The organism is Leptolyngbya sp. Heron Island J, from assembly GCF_000482245.1.
Classification (GTDB): Bacteria; Cyanobacteriota; Cyanobacteriia; order Phormidesmidales; family Phormidesmidaceae; genus Leptothoe.
In genome coordinates this window covers 111686-132390 of sequence record NZ_AWNH01000071.1, presented here as the reverse complement: position 1 = coordinate 132390, position 20705 = coordinate 111686, and the positions used below count along the sequence as shown (strand labels likewise).

The window sequence follows — 20705 nt, the reverse complement described above, 5'->3', positions numbered from 1 at the left end:
CCTGTGGGAAAAATTTACTGCGATCGCATCCCAATCTACTTGTAGATATCGACGCTAGAACTTGCGGTTATCCCCTGTGTAACGTCTTATCTAGTTTTATAACGTCTTATCTAATTTCAAGCCTATGCACTGCGTGATTTATGACGGTGATTGTAATCTTTGCACCACTCTGGTGCAGTGGTTAGAGTTCTTCGATCGAGGTCAACAATTTCGCTATGTCTCTATGCAGGACACCGAAATACTGCAGTCATTCAACGTTACGGCCAGCGATTGTGAGTTGGGCATGCTGCTAATTGACGAGGCAAATCCCACACGACGCTGGCAAGGTAGCGATGCAGCCGAGGAAATCGGAGCATTATTACCAGCAGGAGATTTGTTTGTCGCTGCTTATCGCAGCTTGCCAGGGTTAAAACGCGCCGGGGATCGACTCTATATATTTGTGCGCGATAATCGCTACCGCTTATTTGGACGTCGTGCTTCCACCTATAAATCAACCTACCGCGTCTGTAAGTCAGACCGATGTGATCAATATTTTTAATCAATACTTTAAGGCGATTAGAGGATAGGAAAAGCAGCTGTGCAAAAACTAGGGCCCCGCAAAAATCGCATCTTCTAAGTCTTGACGACTCAGGGAATATTTAAAGCCACGCTGAATATCTTCGCTAGCATCACCCACATTTAAATAACGTACAACCAGCGAATCAGTTTCTAGAATCAGATCTGCCTGCCAGGCGGCTTTAGCAATTTGCCAACGGTTCAGCTCAGAACTGTCTTGTTTACAGCCTTGCTGGGTCAGCCATAGCTCAATATCGGGCAACGTGTGATTGTACAAAGGGGTATCTGCAGAGGGAAGGGCCATGGCGGATTATTGGAGTCGTTAAGGCTTAAAGGAATAAAGGGTGAAATCGCTATCGGCGATGCCCAAGATAAATACTAGAGCCAAGCAGGCGGCAAAGGTTAGTCCCAAGATAAACAGGGCAAAAATTTCCCCCGCCGATAGCGGTCGATCTGTGGGATCGAGATAGGTGTAGCGAGATTCAAAGGGGGCGTTTGGGCCATCACCGGTTCTCATATCCCGCGGAGACTGGCTGACATAAAACCGAGAATAGCCAATTTTACTGTCGTAGCTCAAACGCAGCTCGGGATTGCTCAAGGTGCCATAGGCTTCATTGAGGGCTTGAAATTTGCGAGTTGCGATCACACCCGACAGCTCCGTGGTATCTGGATGATAGAGCTTACTCAGCTCTCGATAGGCTCGACGAATCTCCTGGGCAGAGGCAGTCGGCTTGACACCCAGCAGTTCATAGTGATTTTTGGGACTGTCGTCAGAGACGCTCTTGGTCATAGGTTTTCTTGTCAGACTAGGCTACTGCTTCTAATGTCGTTTTAGGAAATAGCTCATTGCCCGGATCACGGACCAGCCGAATCTGAGCCAAGGTAAACACGACAGGCACCACCCGAGTGTAGTTAGAGGCAATTGCCCGCCAGCCCAAATCGACTATAAACCAGGTCCACAAAGCTGGACCCAGGCAAGCTAGCGCCCCTCGGACAGCACCATAGCGGGCAGCATTCATCGCCATGCCACGGGAAGCCAGTTGAATCGCTGTCCTACCCTGAACTTTGGCCCCTACCGTAGCAGATCCCCGCAGGGTTTGCTGAGCCACTTGATAGCGGGCAAACTGGAGGGCAAACTGTTTAGCAATTTGCTGCAGCAACCAAGGACGAACCACCGAACTAACGGCGACGGCACTCCCCCCAGTTAGCACCAGAGCCATTGGATTTTGCTGTAGCTGTGGTGACAGCTGTCGGAACTGCTCTACCTGGGCCAACTCACTAGTGAGCCGCTTTTGAAACTGTTTTTGCTGACGCGGGGTCAGCCGATGCCAGGTTTTTTCGAGCAGCTGTAAAAAGATTTCAGCTTCTAGATCAAGGGTGGATAAGCGCGCAGATAGCTCAAGCTTGAGATGATGATTGAGCTGTAGCAGAATCTGACGATAGCTAAGCTGGTGGGTATCTTGGCGGAGGACGGTTAAACCATCGGCTGCTAAATAGCGCAGTCGGGCTTCTATTTGATCGATCCGCTGGGTGCGATCGCAACTTTGCACCATCTGCGGCGACGGGGTGTACCAATAATCTAAGGGATTAAACTTTGGTCGAAATAGCACTTCAGCCAGGGTGGCCAGTTCTTCTTGGGTTGCTAACTCTAACCCCGTCCTGAGTTCATCCACAGATCAGCCAATCGCTTTGAGACAGCATAATTTGCTCTTCATTTTACATAGTTCTCAAGGAAAACGGGGTTTAGAGATCGGCACCTATTTCTCCAATCGCACGGCATACCACTGCCAAGAGACGCCTGGGGTCACCTCAAATTCACAAGCAGTATCGCGCAGGTGCTTTGCCCGTTGGTCCACGGAGTCAAATTTTTGTAAGTCCCTAGGAAGTAAGCCAGCATAGTCCTCTAACATAGTCTTGAGCTTAGCCAGTAGCTCGTCAGGCTCCAAAAAAATCTCATCGTTACCTGGCACTAGCAACACAAACATCTCTTCGCTATACATCGTGGCATCTGCCATGGATTTAGCCTCCGTTAGCCAGATCTAGATATCAACTCAATCCTAAAGGGTGGGCTAGGCAAGATTGGCACCATCTAGAACCTAACCACTTGGATTTTCAGCGTTAGCTAACATTTACCCAGAGGATAACCATACACAAAATGGTTCGCAATGATACCATTGGGTATACACCAGTATCCCGAGCGGATTACCGGGAAATTAAAACCTAACGATTTATCTGGTAATCCTGATATTTGGCTAGCTGCCTGACTAAAATTTAGATTTGCTAGTCCACTGACCGAAGCACTCGTACCAGGGCGGGGCATTCTTGCCAACGCTTGCATTGCTTTTCGGATGTATCATTTCTTGTTCTGCTATCGACCGCTACATCATGGTTCAAACCCCGATTTCTCCTAACAAGCAAGTCGCTCAGGCATCGGTTTCTACAGCTAGTTCTACAAAAAAGGTATCTAGGCTTGAAGGCATTAAGGAGCGTAGTCAGTTTCTTCGTGAACCGGTTGCCACTGAGTTGGCTCAAGACACAACCCATTTCAGTGAAGATGGCATCCAGATCCTCAAATTCCACGGATCTTATCAGCAGGATAATCGGGATAACCGGATCAAAGGCCAGGAGAAGGACTACCGCATGATGTTGCGGACCCGAAATCCTGGTGGACTTGTATCACCAGAGCTATACCTAACCCTGGACGAACTGTCAGATAAGTATGGCTATAGCAACATCCGCGCAACTACCCGCCAGGCGTTTCAACTCCACGGCATCTTAAAGAAAAATTTGAAGGCCACCATGGCTTCGATTATTAAGAGTATGGGGTCCACATTGGGAGCTTGCGGTGACCTTAACCGCAACGTGATGGCCGTGCCAGCTCCCTTCAAAGATAAGCCTGAGTACGTATATGCACGGGACTACGCTAATCGAATTGCTGATTTACTGACACCTCAAACCCCGGCCTACTACGAAATTTGGTTGGATGGTGAAAAGGCTGTTACGGGTGAAGAACACCCCGATGTGGTCGCTGCTCGTCAGCGTAACGGCAATGGCACGATCGTCCATGACAATGTAGAGCCCATCTACGGCACTCACTACATGCCTCGGAAGTTTAAGTGCTCGGTTACCGTTCCAGGTGACAACTCCGTAGATGCTTACACCCAGGATGTCACCCTGGTGGTGATTGTCGATGACCACAAAGAGCTGCTGGGCTTTAACGTATTGGCCGGTGGCGGCATGGGACGCACCCATAATAAAGAGGAAACCTTTGCTCGTATTGCCGACGAAATTGGCTACGTCGATAAAGACGATGTCTATGACCTGATGAAGGCGATTGTGGCCACCCAGCGGGATTATGGTGACCGCGTCCAGCGTCGTCATGCTCGGATGAAATATTTGATCAATGATTGGGGTGTTGAAAAATTCCGCTCCCAGGTTGAAGAATACTTTGGTAAGCCTCTCCAGCCCTTTAAGCCTTTGCCTGAATGGAAGTTCTATGACTACCTGGGCTGGCATGAGCAAGGAGATGGCAAACTCTTCCTTGGTATTCACATTGAGAACGGTCGCATTTATGACAATGGCGCATTCAAGATTAAGTCAGCCCTCAAAGAAATTGAGCTACGCTATCGCCTGCCCATACGTCTGACTGGAAACCAAAGTCTGCTGCTGACTGAGATTGATCCAGCCGATAAGGCAGAAATTGACCATATTTTGCAAAGTAACGGCATTGACGCGGAAGACCAAATTAATTTGCTTCACCGCTACGCGATGGCTTGTCCGGCGCTGCCTACCTGCGGCTTGGCGGTTACCGAATCAGAAAGAGTCATTCCAACGGTGCTAGACCGGATTCAAGCATTGCTGAATAAGCTAGGGCTGAAGAAGGAGCATTTTGTGATTCGGATGACCGGTTGCCCAAATGGCTGTGCTCGTCCTTATATGGCTGAATTAGGGTTTGTGGGCAGTGCTCCAAATTCTTATCAGCTGTGGCTGGGGGGTTCTCCTAATCAGACCCGGCTCGCTGAGCCCTACATGCAGAAGATGAACATTGACGATCTAGAAACTACGCTAGAGCCAATGTTTGCCTTCTTTAAAAAGAGTCGCCAGTCAGAGGAGAGTTTTGGTGACTTTTGCGATCGCGTCGGTTTTGAGGCACTTCGCACCTTTGCCGCATCCTATGTGCCTGCTAAGCAAGCATCTGGTCGGCGCAAACACCGTATCGGTGTTTCTGGCGAAGTATACCAGCAACTGAAGGAAGCCTCTGCCACCAAGGGCATGAGCATGGCTCAGATTACAGAAGCTGCGATCGCAGCTTATCTTAACGACCACCAAACCAACTAAAGCCCTGGACTGGGTTAATCAATGGCTAAGTTCACCAGTACTCCAAATCGCTGTGTCATCGTGAATGGCGAGGAAATTTGGGTTAGTCGTAGTGTTACTGTGCTGGCTATTTTAGTAGTCATTTGCAACGGTAACGCCTATGTTCCCTTAAATAAGCGCGGTCCCGACCTACCTTCTGAGATCGGCAAGTGGTGTTTAGCTGGCGGCTACTTGGACTACGACGAAACCATCGGCGGTGCCGTTATGCGTGAAGTCTGGGAAGAACTTGGCCTTGATCTCCAAGAGCTGCAGGCTAACCATCACCTGGTGGGTTCCCTTGATCAGCCCAGCCTGGTCTTTAGCGAGCCCCGCCGCTCACAAAACATCACCATGCACTATCCCCTGATGTTGTTTCTGCACGAGGGGGTTGACTTACCGTCTTTAAATCCTCAAGTCAGTCAAGGTGAAGTTACGGATGTGGGCTGGTTTTCTCTAGAAAAAGCATTGACGATGGATTTAGCTTTTAACCATCAAGACATTCTGCATCGCTGCCTTAACAATGAATTTGCTAAGATTTGGCCACCCACAGAATCGGTTACCTGATCATGCGGCACCATATTTCTAGCCAATCCCAACGAATTGCCGAAGCGCAACACCAGTCATTAATTAATGCCCATCTTTTCACTCAGTACATGCTGCAGGGTCAGATGCGTGATCAAGTATTTATGGCCTCTTTGACAACATTTAGGACTGAGTTGAACCGCATCAAAAAATCCGCATCCCTACGGCATGCCAGTCTGGACTGGTATTTAGCTGAGCTCAACGAATTAAAACAACAATTTGATACTTACATCCATACGCTGCGTCGCCAAGGTCTTATCCAGTTCACATTACCAATGGAGCTAGCTCTTTTTGCTACCCGTGTCCAGTGGTTTACATGCTACCAAGGCCCCCAAATCCGCCGAGGTTGGCAACAGGCTGCTCAGGGATTCCAACAGATGTCGACGCCCAGTGAATAATAAGTCCAACCCTGGTTCTGCGACTCTGTTGATCTAGAGTCGATCTGCTCTAACGTAGTATTGCCCAGGTTGCCTTTAGCCTGAATGGAGCTGCATATTCACCAAACCCAAATCAAAATACTCAGGGTCAAAGTCACCACCTACTTCATCCCAGCGAACCAGATGTTGAGGATCGTCTGGGTCATCCAAAATTTCCAGTAGCTCGTTATAACCCCAAATCCCCCCACAGCCTTCTGGAGGACAGCGCAACTCCCCAGTCACACAGTGAGGATAATTTCCCTGTGGATCGGCAGGCAAAATCATTTCTACCTCTATGGTATGAAACCAGCCATCACGCAGGTCATATACATAGCAGAACCGCACTAGATCATCCCGAATAATCTCATTGAGGGGCATTTGCAGCAGACAGGGCTCAGTATCAGACCGCTGTTTACCAATGCGATAGTGATAGCTCGACAGATTTTGCCAACCCATGGCGATCTGTACAATACGATGCAGCTCTTCCAAACTCGTATTAGCACTCACCAACAATCGTCGCCATATGGACGGTTCACTATCAGTCAGAGTCAACTTTACTTGGTAGATTCGATCATTGGCCATCAAAGAGCGGCTCCATGTTCGCCTAGCCAATCCTCACCCAACTGAATTGTAATATCTGAGTCGAGGTTGCCTGTACTTTCAACTCGGACCTCTCCGATCCGTAAAAATTGTTTTAGCGTTAATGCGCTAGCGCGATCGCCCCGTTGAGCCACAATGCGCGTTTCCGGCAGCAGCTCGTTTAAACCATTGCCAACAATCACATTACGGTAGCCGCTGTCGTACAAATTATCGATCAACGTCTGGATAGCCAAGTCATCTCCGGTGCTGTCTTGGATCACTACCCGCAAGTATGAAGGGCTGGTAGCTTCCGTCACCTGGGCAGCTTCTAGCCCAAAGTACTGCTCTACCATTTCGTCGATGCTGGCATAGTTGGGCAGCCAGTAGCTCAGCCTGTAATCTGAGGGGCTGCTAAAGTTGCCGGGCAGCATGAGCATTTGCACATCAGATCGGCTTGTCTGAGAGCCGTAACCCACCAAGGCAACCAATTCCTCAACCGACAAATTTGTATCTACATGAGATTGAATGACCGACAAAATCTTAGGCAATCGCGCAATAGTTGCAGGGTTTAACGTTTGCTCAATCACCGCCCGCATCATCATCTGCTGCCGCTGAACCCGGCCAATGTCACCATTCTCGTCATAGCGGAATCGTAGAAACTGCAGCGACTGATTGCCGTCTAATTGCTGGCGTCCAGCCTTGAGGTTAATGTACAAATGCTGACTATCGTCCTGATATTTCATGTCCTGCGGCACATTAACCGTGACGCCACCCAAGGCATCAATCAGCTTTTCTACCCCTTGCACATTGATGCGAACATAGCGATCAATCGCCACCCCACCCAGTAAATCACTGATAGATTCTGCTGTTAGGGCTGGTCCCCCATTCAAATTGGCCTCGTTGATTTTAGTCAACACACCACTCACTAGCGCTCGCGTATCTCGCGGAATAGACATCACTACTAGCTGCCCCGTGCGTGGATTAAACCGCAGCAGGAGCATAGTGTCCGATAGCCCTTCAAAAGAGTTCACAAGGGCGTGATAGCCCAGATCTTCCGCACCTTCAGCAGGCGTATCCAGATCAGAGGTTAAAACCTTAACCCCAAGCACCAGGATATTAACAGGACGAGTCAGCCTAGGTAAGCGTAAGCTGCTGGAGGCTAAAATCGGTTCATCTTCACTAAATACAGCCGACTCCTCTGGGGAAAGTTGACTCTGCAAAAGCGGCTGACTATGCATAGAAACAGCTAGCAGCGCCCCTGTACCGGCTGAAATAGTGGCTACACTGGCCAGTGATAGGGTTATCCATGCCCACTTGGGAATTCCCAGCCAACCACGGCGCTGACGTTGTTGAGGTGCTGGCACCTTCTTCTTTATTGGCTGCTTAGCTGGTTGTTTTTTGCGATGTGGAATGGACACAGAATGACCTCAAGCCTGGATGGTATTAAGAATAGGGTTATACAAACAGAAATGTAGCCGTTAGTGTAACGACTATTTGCCACAATTGGCTAACTAATCCAGCCGCCGTAGCAATAAAAAGCAATCGTTACACTGCTGCCCCTCAGGGATAAACAGCCTGATTTTTAGCAGCATGGTAGCAGCATTTTTCTCAAAAGACGTATCTTTTCGAAATGCAACACTAATCAGGCAATCGGCGACTTAGCTGACTGATACCTGGTAACCTGGCATATTTTCCTTGGGATACTCGCAGCATTAGCCATCCATTCGTCGGAAAATAACCGCTACCGACGAAGCTATTCACAATCCAAAATTAGAGTGTGGCCAGTTATGAAAATTCGCTGCGGACTCCAGCACTGAACCAGACAGTTGCCAACAGCCATCCCTTACCTAAGAAAACAGCCCGTTCATGGAGAAATGGCTCAATAACGGACAAAATAGCCCATAGAGCCCCAAAAAAGTTTAAGTATTTTAGCGGAAGAATTTGATCTTTGCTTCTAATATTATACGCTCGCTCTTAGATGCAATTTTTGGCTGAAAGGATCCCAATGAATGAAGCATTTTTTACAAATATAGCTAGCAATGCCACCAGCATTTTGATTGGAGTGGGGCTCAAACTTGTTGGGGCTCTCATTTTTTGGATTGTTGGTCGCTGGTTAATTAAATTTGCTATTGGTCTTTTGACCCGTAGCCTGAAGAAAACCACAGTTGATCCAACATTAGTTATCTATCTCAAGTCCACTGTTGGTGTTTTACTAAACGTTGTTTTAGTTGTTGCCATCCTTGGCTTCTTTGGTATTGAGACCACTTCTTTCGCAGCGCTTCTAGCCGCCGCTGGCATTGCCATTGGTGCAGCCTGGAGCGGTTTGTTAGCTCACTTTGCAGCCGGAGCTTTCTTAGTGATTTTGCGCCCTTTCAAGGTTGGTGATTTTGTCACAGCAGGCGGCGTCACGGGAACAGTTGAAGAAGTTGGTTTGTTTGTCACTAAAATCAACACCATGGACAATGTGATGACGATTGTCGGTAACAATACAATTTTCTCCGATACAATTCAGAATTTCACTACCAATCCTTATCGTCGGGTTGATTTAGTCGCTCAGCTGGACAACACTGTGGAGCCCAGCCAGGCTATTGCTCTACTCAAAGAGAAGCTAGCAGAGATCCCCAATGTGATGACAGAGCCTGCTCCTGATGTAGAGATTTTGGAATTTAATCCTATGGGACCGGTTTTGGCAGTGCGACCTTACTGCAATAACAATGACTACTGGCAGGTATATTTTGATACCAACAAAGTGATTCGCCAGGGCTTTGGTCAGGCTGGATTCCCAGCACCTGCACAGCACTTTACCGTCCATCAGCGGGCCGCTTAAATGCACTGAACTTACTTGAGCAACAATACATCGCGTCCTTCTATTGATGTCATAGCAAGCAACAGGTCTAGCCGAGAACTTCGCTAGGCCTGTTTAGCTATGCTGATCTAGTATGGCTACATTTATGAAATGCATAGGGAATATAAATAGTCAAAGCCTTGTCACACAGGCAATTCAAGCATTGACTTTTGTGCGCTAGAATTGGGATAGATGGCGATTTTGGTTTAATATTGTCGTTCAAAAAAGCTTAAGTTTTTATTACACTCTCAGGGATAAGTGATGTTAAAGCAGTATAGAGCACATGTCGACGAACGGGCAGCGTTAGGAATCCCACCACTGCCACTGAATGCTGAGCAAACTGCTGATCTGTGTGAGCTTTTGAAAAATCCGCCTGAGGGTGAAACTGAGTTTTTGATGCATTTGCTTTGCGATCGCATCCCCCCCGGCGTTGACCAAGCATCCTATGTCAAAGCATCCTTCCTGACTGCCATTGCCAAAGGCGAAGCGACTAGTCCATTAATTCCTCCCCTTGAGGCCGTTCAGCTACTTGGCACCATGTTAGGTGGCTATAACGTTCAGGCCCTCGTGGATCTACTCAAATCTAACCAGGCAGAACTGGCCCAAGCCGCCACTGATTCCCTCAAAAAGACGCTGCTGGTATACGACACCTTTAATGACGTCTTAGCCATGGCCAAAAGCAGTGACAAAGGCAGCGATTATGCTCAGCAAGTAGTTGAGGCTTGGGCAACAGCCGAGTGGTTTACGAACAAGCCCAAGGTACCCGACACCATCGACATCACAGTTTTTAAAGTCCCTGGCGAAACCAATACAGACGATCTCTCTCCGGCTCCCCACGCCACCAGTCGCCCAGACATCCCTCTTCACGGCCTGGTTATGCTGGAATCAAGGATGCCCGATGCCTTAGAAACCATTGCCGAACTAAAAACCAAGGGCAATCCTGTGGCCTACGTCGGTGACGTCGTCGGCACCGGTTCCTCCCGCAAGTCGGCCATGAACTCAGTGATCTGGCATTTGGGCGAAGATATTCCCCACGTCCCCAACAAGCGCACAGGCGGTTACATTTTGGGTAGCAAAATCGCCCCAATTTTCTTCAACACAGCCGAGGACTCTGGGGCGCTGCCCATTGAATGTGACGTCTCCCAAATGGAAACCGGTGATGTCATCACCATCCATGTGAGCAAAGGCGAAATCACTAAAGACGGCAAAGTTATTTCCACCTTTAGCCTCACCCCCGAGACAATTTTAGATGAGGTGAGAGCGGGCGGTCGTATTCCCCTAATGATTGGTCGGGCGCTCACCGATAAAACTCGGGCCGCGTTAGGACTCCAACCCAGCAACGTCTTTGTAAGACCTGCTCCTCCAGCTGAGACCGGTAAAGGCTATACTCTGGCCCAGAAAATGGTAGGTAAAGCCTGCGGTTTACCCGGTGTCCGTCCCTGCATGTCCTGCGAACCTTTAATGACCACGGTAGGTTCCCAGGACACCACTGGCCCTATGACCCGTGATGAAATGAAGGAGCTGGCCTGTCTTGGCTTTAGTGCAGGACTGGTGCTGCAAACCTTCTGTCACACAGCCGCCTATCCCAAACCAGTAGATGTAGAAACCCACGCCACTCTCCCCGACTTCTTTGCCTCGCGCGGTGGAGTTGCCCTAGAGCCAGGGGATGGCATCATTCACTCCTGGTTAAACCGTATGTTAATGCCAGATACAGTCGGTACAGGCGGTGACTCCCACACCCGTTTCCCCTTAGGAATTTCCTTCCCAGCTGGATCTGGTCTGGTCGCATTTGCCGCCGCTATCGGTGCCATGCCGTTAGATATGCCCGAGTCGGTGTTAGTCAAATTCAAAGGCGAACTCCAGCCAGGCATCACCCTGCGCGATATCGTCAACGCCATTCCCTATGTGGCGATTCAAAAAGGTTTGTTAACCGTCGAAAAGAAAAACAAGAAGAATGTCTTCTCTGGCCGCATCATCGAAATGGAAGGTCTACCCGATCTGAAGTTAGAGCAGGCGTTTGAACTAACCGACGCAACAGCCGAGCGTTCTGCCGCAGGCTGCACCATTAAACTAAACGAAGAGACTGTTGCCGAATATCTGCGGTCCAACGTGGCATTGATGAAAAACATGATTGCCCGTGGCTATTCAGATGCTCGCACTCTGGCTCGACGGATTGCAGCCATGGAAGACTGGTTGGCAAAACCCAGCTTAATGTCAGCAGATGCAGATGCTGAGTATGCCGAAGTGATTGAGATTGACCTCAACGAAATCAAAGAGCCTTTAGTCGCTGCTCCCAACGATCCCGACAATATCAAAGCTCTCTCAGAAGTTGTTGACGACAGAGTTGATGAGGTATTTATTGGTTCCTGTATGACCAATATTGGTCACTATCGAGCATCAGCCAAAGTGCTTGAAGGGGCAGGCACCGTCAAAGGACGGCTTTGGATTTGTCCACCTACCCGGATGGATGAACACCAGCTGCGCGAGGAAGGTTACTACGGCACCTTTGCCGCCGCTGGAGCGCGGACAGAGATGCCTGGCTGTTCTCTTTGCATGGGTAACCAGGCCCGTGTAGAAGATGGAGCCACCGTCTTCTCCACATCCACCCGTAACTTTAACAACCGTATGGGTAAAGGTGCTCAGGTCTATCTGGGTTCTGCAGAACTAGCAGCTGCCTGTGCGTTGCTGGGTCGAATTCCCAATATGGATGAGTATTTGGAGATTGTTGCCAAGAAGATTGATCCCTTTGCCGATGATCTCTATCGCTATCTTAACTTTGACCAAATTAAAGGGTTTGAAGATGAGGGACGTGTAGTCTCTAAAGATGAAGAAGAGAAAATCGAAAAAGAAGCAATCTCAGCTAGTTAAAGAGAGTTTTAGGCAAGGGCTTACGAACTAAAAGTCCTTGCCAATTGCACTTAGGAGAAAAGACATAAATGAGTAATTTGTTAACCAGTCAAATCTGTATTCCCTGCAGTGGTAAAGTTCCGCCAGCTAGTGATGCTGAAGTTGCAGAGTTAAAACCTCAGATTCCAGACTGGGATATTATCCCTGTGGATGGCGTTCAACAGCTGCAACGGGTTTATAACTTTAGTAATTTTAAGACCGCCCTAGAGTTTACCAACAAGGTAGGTGAAATTGCCGAAGCAGAACAACATCATCCAGCCTTACTAACTGAGTGGGGCAAGGTCACTGTTACCTGGTGGACCCATGCGCTCAATGGACTGCATCGCAATGATTTTATTATGGCCGCAAAAACGGATGCAGCTGCACAAGGGTTAACCAGTGATGCCCCAGCCCCCTCTCATCTGCACGATTGAGGTACGATCAAGGGGAACTGCCTGAGAGGTGGCGCACACACTACTATGTATTTGAAATCCCCGGCAAAACCCGTTGGTGAAAAGCGGATGGCGTTTCGCGATTTAGACTGGGGTGGCTTTAAGCAAATTCAGCAGCTATTGACCGAGCGTACTCGCACTAGGTTTACCTACGATGCCGGAGTTCTTGAAATCACAATGCCCTTAGAGAGCCATGAGCGTCTGGCTCGACTGATTGAGCTATTTATACGCATTTTGGTAGTAGAGCTGGGTCTGAAAATCAAAACAATGGGATCTACCACCCTGGATAGAGAAGACTTACTTAAAAGTGCAGAACCGGACAACGGATATTATATTCAGAACTACAATTTAGTCGCGGATCATGAAATTGATTTGAGCGCTGACCCGCCACCGGACTTGGTCGTTGAAGTTGATATTACCCACACAGATATTAATAAGAATGCCCTCTATGCCAGCATGGGTGTACCCGAGTTTTGGCGATTCAACGGCCAAATCTGGCAGATTTTGTGTCTCGATAGTGGCAACTATATTGAGCAGGAACGTTCACCAATATTTACCATCGTTGAGAAGAGAGATTTATATCAATTTCTCGAAGCGGCCCTACTTGACGAAGTAGCCGCAGAAATTGATTTTCGGCAGTGGGTACGTATGAAATGTGATCAACGAAATAACCAAACCCCTCAGCCCATATAAACTTTATCCAATTTTGCATTAGCCCAGGTTGTATATCTAGGCAGATGTTTATGTTGAGCTTTATCAACTCCCGCTGTTACTTTCCTGCCCGATCTAGGTAGTCTGAGAAGGATGACACCCATCCGACCTATCTACGGGAGTGTTAGCGATGAAGTATAAAATTCGCTATAAGCCAGCGTTTGCCACCTTATTCATTACCCTGCAGCCAGGGGAGCGTATTTTTGCAGAAGCAGGGGCAATGGCTAGCATGGACGGGCAATTGTCCATGAACACAGGCTTTTTTGGCGGGTTAATTCCAGGGCTGCTCAAGTCGTTTTTCGGTGGCGAATCTCTGTTTTTGAATCAATTTGCCAATCGCACCGATAGTCCTCAAGAGTTGGTGCTCACCCAATCTACGGTAGGTGACATCACCCGAATGGAACTCAATGGCAATGAGCTGTGCTTACAGCCTGGGGCCTATATTGCCCATAGTGCTGGCATCAAAGTAAGTATGCAGTGGGCTGGGTTTGCTAGTTGGTTTGCGGGTGAAGGTCTGTTTAAGCTCAAGCTGAGCGGACGAGGTTTGGTCTTCTTTGGGGCCTATGGCGGTCTTTCGGAAGTCTATGTCAAAGATGAATTCATTGTGGATAACGGTCATTTGGTGGCCTATGAACCCGGTATAAAAATGAATGTTGGGCTCTCAGGGGGAATGGTGAGTTCCGTTACCTCTGGAGAAGGGTTTATCAATCGTCTGCAAGGGCGCGGCAAAATATATCTGCAGTCTCGCAGTATGGATGGGTTGGTGCGATTTCTCAGAACAAAGCTGCGTTAGAGAAGCTGAGACGCCCTAACAACACTTATATAAATCTACAAGCATATGAAACTTGAGCTTTTACATCAGCCGGATAGCGCGATCGCAAAAATCTTAATGGATCCCCAAGAGGAGCTGATTGTCGAAGCCGGAGCCATGGTTGCCATGAGCGGCTTTGTCAACGTCAGCACCACGCTCCGTAAAGGCAAAGGTGGCGGTGTCTTTGGCGGTTTAAAGCGAATGTTGGCCGGGGAATCCCTGTTCATGAGCGTTTTTCGCTCAGGCAATAGTTCTGCAGAATTATACCTGGCCCCCAAACTCATTGGTGACATTCTCCCCTATACCCTCGACGAAACAGAACTCGTCGTCCAATCCACAGGCTATATGGCCAGTACCCCAGGTGTCGATATTGACTTAGGGTTCACCGGTTTCAAAAGTCTTTTTTCGGGAGAGTCTCTTTTTTGGCTTACAGCCAGTGGCTCCGGCTTGGTCCTACTCAGTGCTTTTGGAGGCATTTATGAAGTGGAGGTAGACGGAGATTACGTGGTAGATACAGGTCATATTGTTGCCTTTGAACGTACCCTCGACTACAGCATTGCTAAAGCCAATAAAAGCTGGCTCGGCGCGGTTTTTGGTGGAGAAGGTTTTGTCTGTCAGTTTAGAGGCCACGGTAAAGTCTTTTGCCAAACCCACAATCCTGGCTCATTCGGGCGCTTAGTCGGCAGTAAGCTTCCCCCTCGTTAGGTTCGATTCCGCTCACCTAGCTAAGGTTAAAAACAACTGAGGGGTGAGCGAAGCCGATACCCAACCGCTATAAATCAGCCAGCAAACAGGAACTAAGCTATATGAGTACTGAAATTGCATACACCATCGACCATAACCCAGCTTATGCGTCGCTCAAGCTCAGTCTAAAACCTAACCAAACAGTGTCTGCAGAAGCAGGTGCTATGGCAGCGATGGACAGCTGTATTGAGATGAAGTCTAAAGTTAAAGGCGGATGGAAAAAAGGCCTGGGTCGCATGCTGGGCGGTGAATCCCTATTTATCAGCGAGTTTACAGCTCAGGGGCAATCTGGAGACTTGTACATATCACCAGGTGTACCTGGTGATATTCAACACTATGTTTTGGATGGCAGACAAAACCTGATGGTGCAATCATCAGGTTTTGTCGCCGCTGGACCAGAGGTTGCTATTGATAGTAAATTTCAAGGATTTAAAGGCTTTTTTAGTGGAGAGTCACTTTTTCTTTTAAAGGTGACTGGCCAGGGCGACTTTTGGTTTAGTTCGTTTGGTGCAATTTTAGAGATTCCTGTAGAAGGCGACTATGTAGTAGATACCGGCTATATCGTCGCCTTTGAAGATACTCTCAGCTATAACATTGAAATGATTAGTGGCCTATCGTTTAGAGGCTTAAGGACCGGTATTTTTGGTGGAGAGGGCTTGGTGGCTCGCTTTAGTGGCACAGGCAGATTGTGGGTTCAATCCCGTAATGTCTATTCGTTGGTTAACTTTCTAAATCCTTTCCGCCCAACTAAAAGCAACAATTAGAGCAAGCAATCGCAAAATGCCCATTGAGCTTCCACCTGGTACAGCCGCCTATAGCGAAAACACACCGCCGCCGAGTAATCGTCAGTTGCTGACGCTGTTGGCTCTGTTTGTTATGGGTATCGGTATTGCGATCGCACTTACCTTTTGGTTAGCCGGGGCTTTGGTTTGGTTTATTCCTACCAGCGTCGAACAACAGCTAGGCAGAGCAATGGTTCCCATTTATGAGGCGCAGGCTCAACCATCGGCCACACAGAATACACTTAACCAGCTGTTAGATCGATTAGAAGCCCACTTACCTACTGAGCAGCGTACTGGACGAGATTATCAGGTGCTGTATGTGCCTGACGCGACGGTCAATGCGTTAGCGATACCGGGAGATCGCATCATCATCCACCAGGGATTACTGGCTGAGGTTGTATCCGAAAACGAGTTAATGATGGTCCTGGGCCATGAACTCGGCCACTTTGCCAATCGGGATCACTTACGGGCTCTTAGCCGACAGGTCTTATTACAACTCTCCCTCTCAGGGATTGTAGGTGACTTTGGTTCCATCGGAGCGATCGCAACCACCAGCATTTCTGCCCTGGCCAACGCTCAGTTTTCCCAACAGCAAGAACAACAGGCCGATCGAATCGGCCTCACCCTGCTTAACCAGACCTATGGCCATGCTGCCGGGGCCACTGACTTTTTTGATCGACTGAGTCAGGAAGAACGCCCTGGACTAGCCATTCTAGCCACCCACCCACCATCGCAAAAGCGCGTGCGTAACCTTGAACGTCTCATCAAGCAGCAAGGATACCAAGTAGGTGAGAAAACTCACTTACCCCCATCGTTGATGCCATAACACATTAATGATTCAGGCTTTATTTTCGAGGGACTGCCGCTGACTCTCTAACTGTCGCTGCTTTACTCTTTCGGCAAAGCGGGCACGTTGAGTCTCACTGAGTTTGTCATAACAATGTGGACAGGCAATCCCCGGCTCATAGTGGAACGACTGCATATCCTCGTCTGAAACCGGATACCCACAGCCGTGACACATGGCATAGTTACCGGGCTCTAGGCCATGTTGCACGGTTACCCGTTCGTCAAAAACAAAACATTCTCCTTCCCAGAGACTGTCTTCAGCTGGAACTTCTTCTAAATACTTAAGGATGCCGCCCTTGAGGTGATAAACCTGCTCAAAGCCCTGCTCTAGCAAATAAGAAGACGCCTTTTCACAACGAATTCCCCCTGTACAAAACATCGCTACCTTTTTATGTTGGGTCGGATCTAACTGCTGAGCCGCATAATCCGGAAACTCTCGAAAGGAATTGGTCTCAGGATTCGTGGCCCCGTGGAAACTGCCGATATCCACCTCATAGTTATTTCGCGTGTCAATTACCACCACATCTGGAGCGGCAATCACCTGATTCCAGTCTTTTGGCTCAATATATGTCCCTACTTTTTTAGTAGGGCTCACCTCTGGTTGTCCTAAAGTAACAATCTCTTTTTTGAGCTTTACCTTCATACGAGCAAACGGCTGTTCTTCGGCCCATGATGTTTTGTGGGTGAGATCAGACAGCCGTGGATCTTGCTTAAGGTGAAACAGTAACGCATCTAAACCTTCATCGGTGCCCGTCACTGTGGCGTTAATCCCCTCCAGCGCCAGTAAGATTGTGCCCTTAATATTGTGGACCTGACACAGCTCTCGCAAAGGTTGCTGCAAATCAGCAAAATCATCGAGCTGAACAAATTTGTAGAAGGTAATTACGGTCCAGGACATGGGAAAGAGGTCGTGAGGCTTAAAGCTATACAACTCTATCCTAGATTTCTAGCAATATTTTTGATAGATTTCGCTGGCAGCACGATGCAGATATGAATGTCGATAAATCAGAGCGTTCATGTCTTTGCCATAGCCGCCGCCAATCACACAGGCAACAGGACATCTGGCCTGAGCACAGGTTTCTAACACATAGCGATCGCGACGATACAGCCCTTCGTCAGTTAAGGCTAGCTTACCTAAACGATCATCGCGGTGGGGATCAGCGCCAGCATCGTACAAAACCAAGTCTGGCTTGACCTGGGCCAGTAAATCTGGCAAGTGTGCCTCTAGCTTTGCTAAGTACTCATCATCTTCAGTGCCCTCATCTAAAGACACATCTAAATCACTGGTTTGCTTGCGCCCTGGAAAATTGACAGCGCAGTGCATAGAAAAGGTAAATACGCTGGGATCGTGGCAGAAAATCCAGGCGGTACCGTCACCTTGATGGACATCTAAATCAACAATCAAAACAGTGCTCAGTAAGTTTTGGGCTTTGAGCAAACGGATGGCGATCGCAATATCGTTAAAAATACAAAACCCTGATCCGTAGCCTGGAAAGGCGTGGTGAGTTCCCCCAGCAGTATTGCAGGCCAAGCCCTGGTTTAGCGCTAGCTTTGCTGTCAGGATGGTTCCCCCTACTGCCGTACAGGTCCGTCGCACCAACCCCTCACTCCAGGGTAAGCCTATCCGTCGTTGGGCCTTTGCATCTAGCTTGCCCTCACAATAAGCCTCAACATAGGACGACTTGTGCACCAACTCTAGCCAGGCTTGGGGCGGACGTCCTGGCTGATAAATCTGATCTTCACGAATGACACCGTCGCGTACCAATAAATCCCGCAGCATCTTAAACTTTGGCATCGGGAACCGATGCCCTGCAGGTAAAGGTGTGATGTAATCAGGGTGATAAATCACCGGCAGACCCGTCAAAATTATTCTCTAAGGAAAGCAGCTCAATATAGATAGTACAAAATGATGCGGGTATGACATGACCCAGAACATTGCAGCTCCGACCATTCGCCCAATACGGATCAACACAAACCTATAAAAACGAATTAATTGAGCGGGTCTGACGCACATCTAGCTTATGGGCCAAACTCCCCTCTTTCCAATCTAGCGGAGAGGTTTCATTATCGGGTACCACTGTGACAGCAGAGGCCATTCCACCATTGGCAGAGGCAACAGGCTGCGATCTACTCGGCACTGATTGCTGCGGCGCTGGTCGCTGCTTTTGACCTGGGGGACGAATCGCCACGACTGGAGTAGTCGTACTCCGCTGAGCATTACGACGATACTTAGCCCGGCGCTTGCCACTGCCATTACGCACAGGTCGCAGCTTGACAGAACGAGGCCCGACAGGACGCGGCCCAGTTTGAGCCGTCGTTACTCCCCGTCTGCGACCACGACGTGACTCAGGGGTTAATGTCCCCTGGCTGGACATCAGCATACAGCCTCCTGCACAGGCCGCCACCATGACTAACAATGGCCAGGCAGGCATCGACTGTTCTACGGCACCAGGCAAGGTGGCAGCTGGGTCTCGCTGAGCCAAAACGACTTGGTCACGGGGGATGAGACGGGAAACTGCTGCCGCATCCGGCGCACTTAATGGCTGGCCAACAATGCTACTTTTTACGGGCTCCAGTGCCATTTCCCGACCGGGGTTAGAAAGACCGGCCAGTGCGATCGCAATCATCAAAACGAACGTTAGCCATAGGACCACTACCAGCAACCAGGGTCTGACCCACAATAAATTTGACCAAAACTTCCCGCGCTTAAGCACCTTTTTCTGAGAGATACTCACCTTATCGACTGAAGACTTAGTGGCTTTAGGCTCAGATAGCTTAGTACTGGCGACCTCCAACTTGGCCGCAGCAGATCGAGTCTTCCGTCTGCTTTGAGAACGCGTAACCCGCCCTGAAGACCCATTAAAAAGTCCTTCTAATCTCTTAGATAGTCGCTTAAACAAGATTGGATGCCTAGCCATAGCACAATACGTTCCTTACAACAGCACCCTCACTTACGGTATCGAACATAGAATATCGGCATTGTACGGCTTCTTTATCGAGATGACTAGCTTTACGCTGCAATTCTTCAGATATCTGACAAGTTTGCCCAATATATAAGCGTTTGCCACCCCAAAAAGTACCTTTTCTGCCTATTACCCATCTTTAAAACTGGGACTAGTGTTGTGCCGTCCCCACATGATAAAACAAGCCACTATTGCAGACTTAATTCAGCCAGGTATAGCCCCGGATTACGGGCAACCCAACCTTCATTAGAGTTGATGCGCACTTCAAAATACATAAAGGACTCTGAAGCGCGCCCTGCTACAGTACCCAACCGACTACCTTCACTAACCGCATCCCCGACCCGCAAAGCAACATTCTCGAGGTTGCCATAACGCGTCTGAAGGCCATTGCGATGATTAACGACCACCATCAAGGTGCCATTATTCTCTCCAACAGATGCCACAATGCCATCTGCCGCTGCCATCACCTCAGTCTCTGGCATAGCCTCCAGCGCAATACCACTGTTAAAAACAAGCTCATCCCGTTGAGGATGAGGCTGCCAACCATAGCTGAGGATTAGCTTTGCCGGTGCTGGCAACGGATAGCGCAAAGAGATCGATACCGGGTCAGCAACGATCTGATTACTCCCTGGAATAAACACACGCCGAGGCAAGGTATCCGGGCATCCATTAATCTCAAACAATAGATCAGCTCTTGTGCCATGGCGTTCGGCCAACGACTGCCAGGTCTGACCAGCCTCCACCTGGGCAACTACACCATTAAATGGAGGGACTTCAATGACCTGACCCACCGGTAAAGCTCCCTGAGCAGGCAGATTAGGATTCATAGCAATCAGCGTTGTCGGGAGCAAACCATACTCGGCGGCAACAGTGCTTAGGGTTTCTCCAGCCTCAGTGCGATGGCGGACCACCTGGGAAAGGGCTGCTTGCGGACAGGGTAAAGCTTGCGCAGGCAGGGTGAAGCCAGTAGCAACCAAGGCAAATCCAGACAATATTGGCAGATATTTATGAAATCTTTGGAATACATGCATTCTTGGAGCACCCAGGATTGTAAACAACAGCAAACCTGCATTTCGTCACTTTGGTAAGGAAATTTACCTGAGCACAGCACCGAGATTCAGTACCATGGACAGAGGCATTTAACAGTGTGTGCTTCAGCTCATACATTTTCGAACTA

Annotated in this window: 22 protein-coding genes; 12 read left to right on the top strand and 10 right to left on the bottom strand. The window is 48.8% G+C overall.

Features of this window, described 5'->3' with window-relative positions; translation table 11 throughout:
- The first annotated feature begins 124 nt into the window (after positions 1-124).
- Positions 125-538, top strand: coding sequence for a thiol-disulfide oxidoreductase DCC family protein (locus N836_RS59900; protein ID WP_023074432.1), 414 nt, complete (start codon positions 125-127; stop codon positions 536-538).
- A gap of 48 nt (positions 539-586) precedes the next feature.
- Here the strand turns inward: N836_RS59900 and N836_RS59895 are convergent, their stop codons facing one another.
- The 4 genes from N836_RS59895 to N836_RS59880 all read right to left on the bottom strand — a co-directional run bounded on the left by N836_RS59895 (position 587) and on the right by N836_RS59880 (position 2570).
- Positions 587-859: a DUF3143 domain-containing protein gene (locus tag N836_RS59895; protein WP_023074431.1), complete on the bottom strand. Its 273-nt coding sequence runs from the start codon at positions 857-859 to the stop codon at positions 587-589.
- 18 nt (positions 860-877) lie between these two features.
- Complete coding sequence (locus N836_RS59890) at positions 878-1345, bottom strand: J domain-containing protein (RefSeq protein WP_023074430.1); 468 nt, start codon at positions 1343-1345, stop codon at positions 878-880.
- Between the two features lie 16 nt (positions 1346-1361).
- A complete protein-coding gene (locus N836_RS59885) occupies positions 1362-2228 on the bottom strand; it encodes a YaaW family protein (RefSeq protein WP_023074429.1) in 867 nt (288 codons plus the stop codon).
- Positions 2229-2312: 84 nt separating this feature from the next.
- Positions 2313-2570, bottom strand: a complete 258-nt coding sequence (locus tag N836_RS59880) for a chlororespiratory reduction protein 7 (protein ID WP_023074428.1) — start codon at positions 2568-2570, stop codon at positions 2313-2315.
- Positions 2571-2940: 370 nt separating this feature from the next.
- Here N836_RS59880 and sir point away from each other — a divergent pair, with 370 nt between their 5' ends.
- From sir to N836_RS59865, 3 genes are read left to right on the top strand one after another with little or no spacing between them, the layout of a single operon-like run.
- A complete protein-coding gene (sir, locus tag N836_RS59875; RefSeq protein ID WP_023074427.1) occupies positions 2941-4893 on the top strand; it encodes a sulfite reductase, ferredoxin dependent in 1953 nt (650 codons plus the stop codon).
- Positions 4894-4914: 21 nt separating this feature from the next.
- Positions 4915-5475, top strand: a complete 561-nt coding sequence (locus tag N836_RS59870; RefSeq protein ID WP_023074426.1) for an NUDIX domain-containing protein — start codon at positions 4915-4917, stop codon at positions 5473-5475.
- Between the two features lie 2 nt (positions 5476-5477).
- Positions 5478-5891 (top strand): hypothetical protein, encoded by a 414-nt coding sequence (locus N836_RS59865; protein WP_023074425.1) that lies wholly within the window; start codon positions 5478-5480, stop codon positions 5889-5891.
- A gap of 75 nt (positions 5892-5966) precedes the next feature.
- On the opposite strand, the gene N836_RS59860 is transcribed toward N836_RS59865, so the two are convergent.
- Together N836_RS59860 and N836_RS59855 are read right to left on the bottom strand one after the other, a co-directional pair.
- Positions 5967-6491 (bottom strand): plasmid pRiA4b ORF-3 family protein, encoded by a 525-nt coding sequence (locus N836_RS59860; protein ID WP_023074424.1) that lies wholly within the window; start codon positions 6489-6491, stop codon positions 5967-5969.
- Positions 6491-7906, bottom strand: coding sequence for an LCP family protein (locus tag N836_RS59855; RefSeq protein WP_031293409.1), 1416 nt, complete (start codon positions 7904-7906; stop codon positions 6491-6493). Before N836_RS59855 ends, N836_RS59860 begins: the two co-directional genes overlap by 1 nt.
- Before the next feature lie 587 nt (positions 7907-8493).
- Here N836_RS59855 and N836_RS59850 point away from each other — a divergent pair.
- The 8 genes from N836_RS59850 to N836_RS59815 all read left to right on the top strand — a co-directional run bounded on the left by N836_RS59850 (position 8494) and on the right by N836_RS59815 (position 16545).
- The gene (locus N836_RS59850; protein ID WP_031293408.1) at positions 8494-9315 is read left to right on the top strand and encodes a mechanosensitive ion channel family protein; all 822 of its coding nucleotides are present in this window, start codon (positions 8494-8496) and stop codon (positions 9313-9315) included.
- A gap of 279 nt (positions 9316-9594) precedes the next feature.
- The gene (gene acnB / locus N836_RS59845) at positions 9595-12201 is read left to right on the top strand and encodes a bifunctional aconitate hydratase 2/2-methylisocitrate dehydratase (RefSeq protein WP_023074421.1); all 2607 of its coding nucleotides are present in this window, start codon (positions 9595-9597) and stop codon (positions 12199-12201) included.
- Between the two features lie 68 nt (positions 12202-12269).
- Positions 12270-12653, top strand: a complete 384-nt coding sequence (locus tag N836_RS59840; RefSeq protein ID WP_023074420.1) for a 4a-hydroxytetrahydrobiopterin dehydratase — start codon at positions 12270-12272, stop codon at positions 12651-12653.
- 45 nt (positions 12654-12698) lie between these two features.
- Positions 12699-13364 carry a Uma2 family endonuclease gene (locus N836_RS59835; protein ID WP_023074419.1) on the top strand — a complete coding sequence of 222 codons (666 nt, stop codon included), beginning with the start codon at positions 12699-12701 and terminating at the stop codon, positions 13362-13364.
- A 148-nt stretch (positions 13365-13512) separates the two neighbouring features.
- The gene (locus N836_RS59830; RefSeq protein ID WP_023074418.1) at positions 13513-14175 is read left to right on the top strand and encodes a TIGR00266 family protein; all 663 of its coding nucleotides are present in this window, start codon (positions 13513-13515) and stop codon (positions 14173-14175) included.
- A gap of 45 nt (positions 14176-14220) precedes the next feature.
- Entirely contained in the window at positions 14221-14898 is a 678-nt protein-coding gene (locus N836_RS59825) for a TIGR00266 family protein (RefSeq protein WP_023074417.1), read from the top strand.
- 101 nt (positions 14899-14999) lie between these two features.
- Positions 15000-15701, top strand: a complete 702-nt coding sequence (locus N836_RS59820; protein ID WP_023074416.1) for a TIGR00266 family protein — start codon at positions 15000-15002, stop codon at positions 15699-15701.
- A 16-nt stretch (positions 15702-15717) separates the two neighbouring features.
- Positions 15718-16545: a M48 family metallopeptidase gene (locus N836_RS59815; protein WP_023074415.1), complete on the top strand. Its 828-nt coding sequence runs from the start codon at positions 15718-15720 to the stop codon at positions 16543-16545.
- Between the two features lie 12 nt (positions 16546-16557).
- Here N836_RS59815 and trhO read toward each other — a convergent pair whose 3' ends face one another.
- The 4 genes from trhO to N836_RS59795 form a co-directional block, all read right to left on the bottom strand.
- Positions 16558-17463 (bottom strand): oxygen-dependent tRNA uridine(34) hydroxylase TrhO, encoded by a 906-nt coding sequence (gene trhO, locus N836_RS59810; protein WP_023074414.1) that lies wholly within the window; start codon positions 17461-17463, stop codon positions 16558-16560.
- Positions 17464-17511: 48 nt separating this feature from the next.
- The gene (locus tag N836_RS59805) at positions 17512-18360 is read right to left on the bottom strand and encodes a histone deacetylase family protein (protein ID WP_023074413.1); all 849 of its coding nucleotides are present in this window, start codon (positions 18358-18360) and stop codon (positions 17512-17514) included.
- 181 nt (positions 18361-18541) lie between these two features.
- Entirely contained in the window at positions 18542-19483 is a 942-nt protein-coding gene (locus N836_RS59800; protein ID WP_031293405.1) for a hypothetical protein, read from the bottom strand.
- 233 nt (positions 19484-19716) lie between these two features.
- Positions 19717-20505, bottom strand: a complete 789-nt coding sequence (locus N836_RS59795) for a LysM peptidoglycan-binding domain-containing M23 family metallopeptidase (protein WP_161635003.1) — start codon at positions 20503-20505, stop codon at positions 19717-19719.
- Positions 20506-20705: the final 200 nt, after the last annotated feature.

What these genes read in the sequence shown, in the direction of transcription:
- N836_RS59900 (WP_023074432.1), top strand. Translation starts at nt 125, where the DNA reads ATGCACTGCGTGATTTATGACGGTGATTGTAATCTTTGCACCACTCTG.
- N836_RS59895 (WP_023074431.1), bottom strand. Translation starts at nt 859, where the DNA reads ATGGCCCTTCCCTCTGCAGATACCCCTTTGTACAATCACACGTTGCCC.
- N836_RS59890 (WP_023074430.1), bottom strand. Translation starts at nt 1,345, where the DNA reads ATGACCAAGAGCGTCTCTGACGACAGTCCCAAAAATCACTATGAACTG.
- N836_RS59880 (WP_023074428.1), bottom strand. Translation starts at nt 2,570, where the DNA reads ATGGCAGATGCCACGATGTATAGCGAAGAGATGTTTGTGTTGCTAGTG.
- sir (WP_023074427.1), top strand. Translation starts at nt 2,941, where the DNA reads ATGGTTCAAACCCCGATTTCTCCTAACAAGCAAGTCGCTCAGGCATCG.
- N836_RS59870 (WP_023074426.1), top strand. Translation starts at nt 4,915, where the DNA reads ATGGCTAAGTTCACCAGTACTCCAAATCGCTGTGTCATCGTGAATGGC.
- N836_RS59865 (WP_023074425.1), top strand. Translation starts at nt 5,478, where the DNA reads ATGCGGCACCATATTTCTAGCCAATCCCAACGAATTGCCGAAGCGCAA.
- N836_RS59860 (WP_023074424.1), bottom strand. Translation starts at nt 6,491, where the DNA reads ATGGCCAATGATCGAATCTACCAAGTAAAGTTGACTCTGACTGATAGT.
- N836_RS59850 (WP_031293408.1), top strand. Translation starts at nt 8,494, where the DNA reads ATGAATGAAGCATTTTTTACAAATATAGCTAGCAATGCCACCAGCATT.
- acnB (WP_023074421.1), top strand. Translation starts at nt 9,595, where the DNA reads ATGTTAAAGCAGTATAGAGCACATGTCGACGAACGGGCAGCGTTAGGA.
- N836_RS59840 (WP_023074420.1), top strand. Translation starts at nt 12,270, where the DNA reads ATGAGTAATTTGTTAACCAGTCAAATCTGTATTCCCTGCAGTGGTAAA.
- N836_RS59835 (WP_023074419.1), top strand. Translation starts at nt 12,699, where the DNA reads ATGTATTTGAAATCCCCGGCAAAACCCGTTGGTGAAAAGCGGATGGCG.
- N836_RS59830 (WP_023074418.1), top strand. Translation starts at nt 13,513, where the DNA reads ATGAAGTATAAAATTCGCTATAAGCCAGCGTTTGCCACCTTATTCATT.
- N836_RS59825 (WP_023074417.1), top strand. Translation starts at nt 14,221, where the DNA reads ATGAAACTTGAGCTTTTACATCAGCCGGATAGCGCGATCGCAAAAATC.
- N836_RS59820 (WP_023074416.1), top strand. Translation starts at nt 15,000, where the DNA reads ATGAGTACTGAAATTGCATACACCATCGACCATAACCCAGCTTATGCG.
- N836_RS59815 (WP_023074415.1), top strand. Translation starts at nt 15,718, where the DNA reads ATGCCCATTGAGCTTCCACCTGGTACAGCCGCCTATAGCGAAAACACA.
- trhO (WP_023074414.1), bottom strand. Translation starts at nt 17,463, where the DNA reads ATGTCCTGGACCGTAATTACCTTCTACAAATTTGTTCAGCTCGATGAT.
- N836_RS59805 (WP_023074413.1), bottom strand. Translation starts at nt 18,360, where the DNA reads ATGCCAAAGTTTAAGATGCTGCGGGATTTATTGGTACGCGACGGTGTC.
- N836_RS59800 (WP_031293405.1), bottom strand. Translation starts at nt 19,483, where the DNA reads ATGGCTAGGCATCCAATCTTGTTTAAGCGACTATCTAAGAGATTAGAA.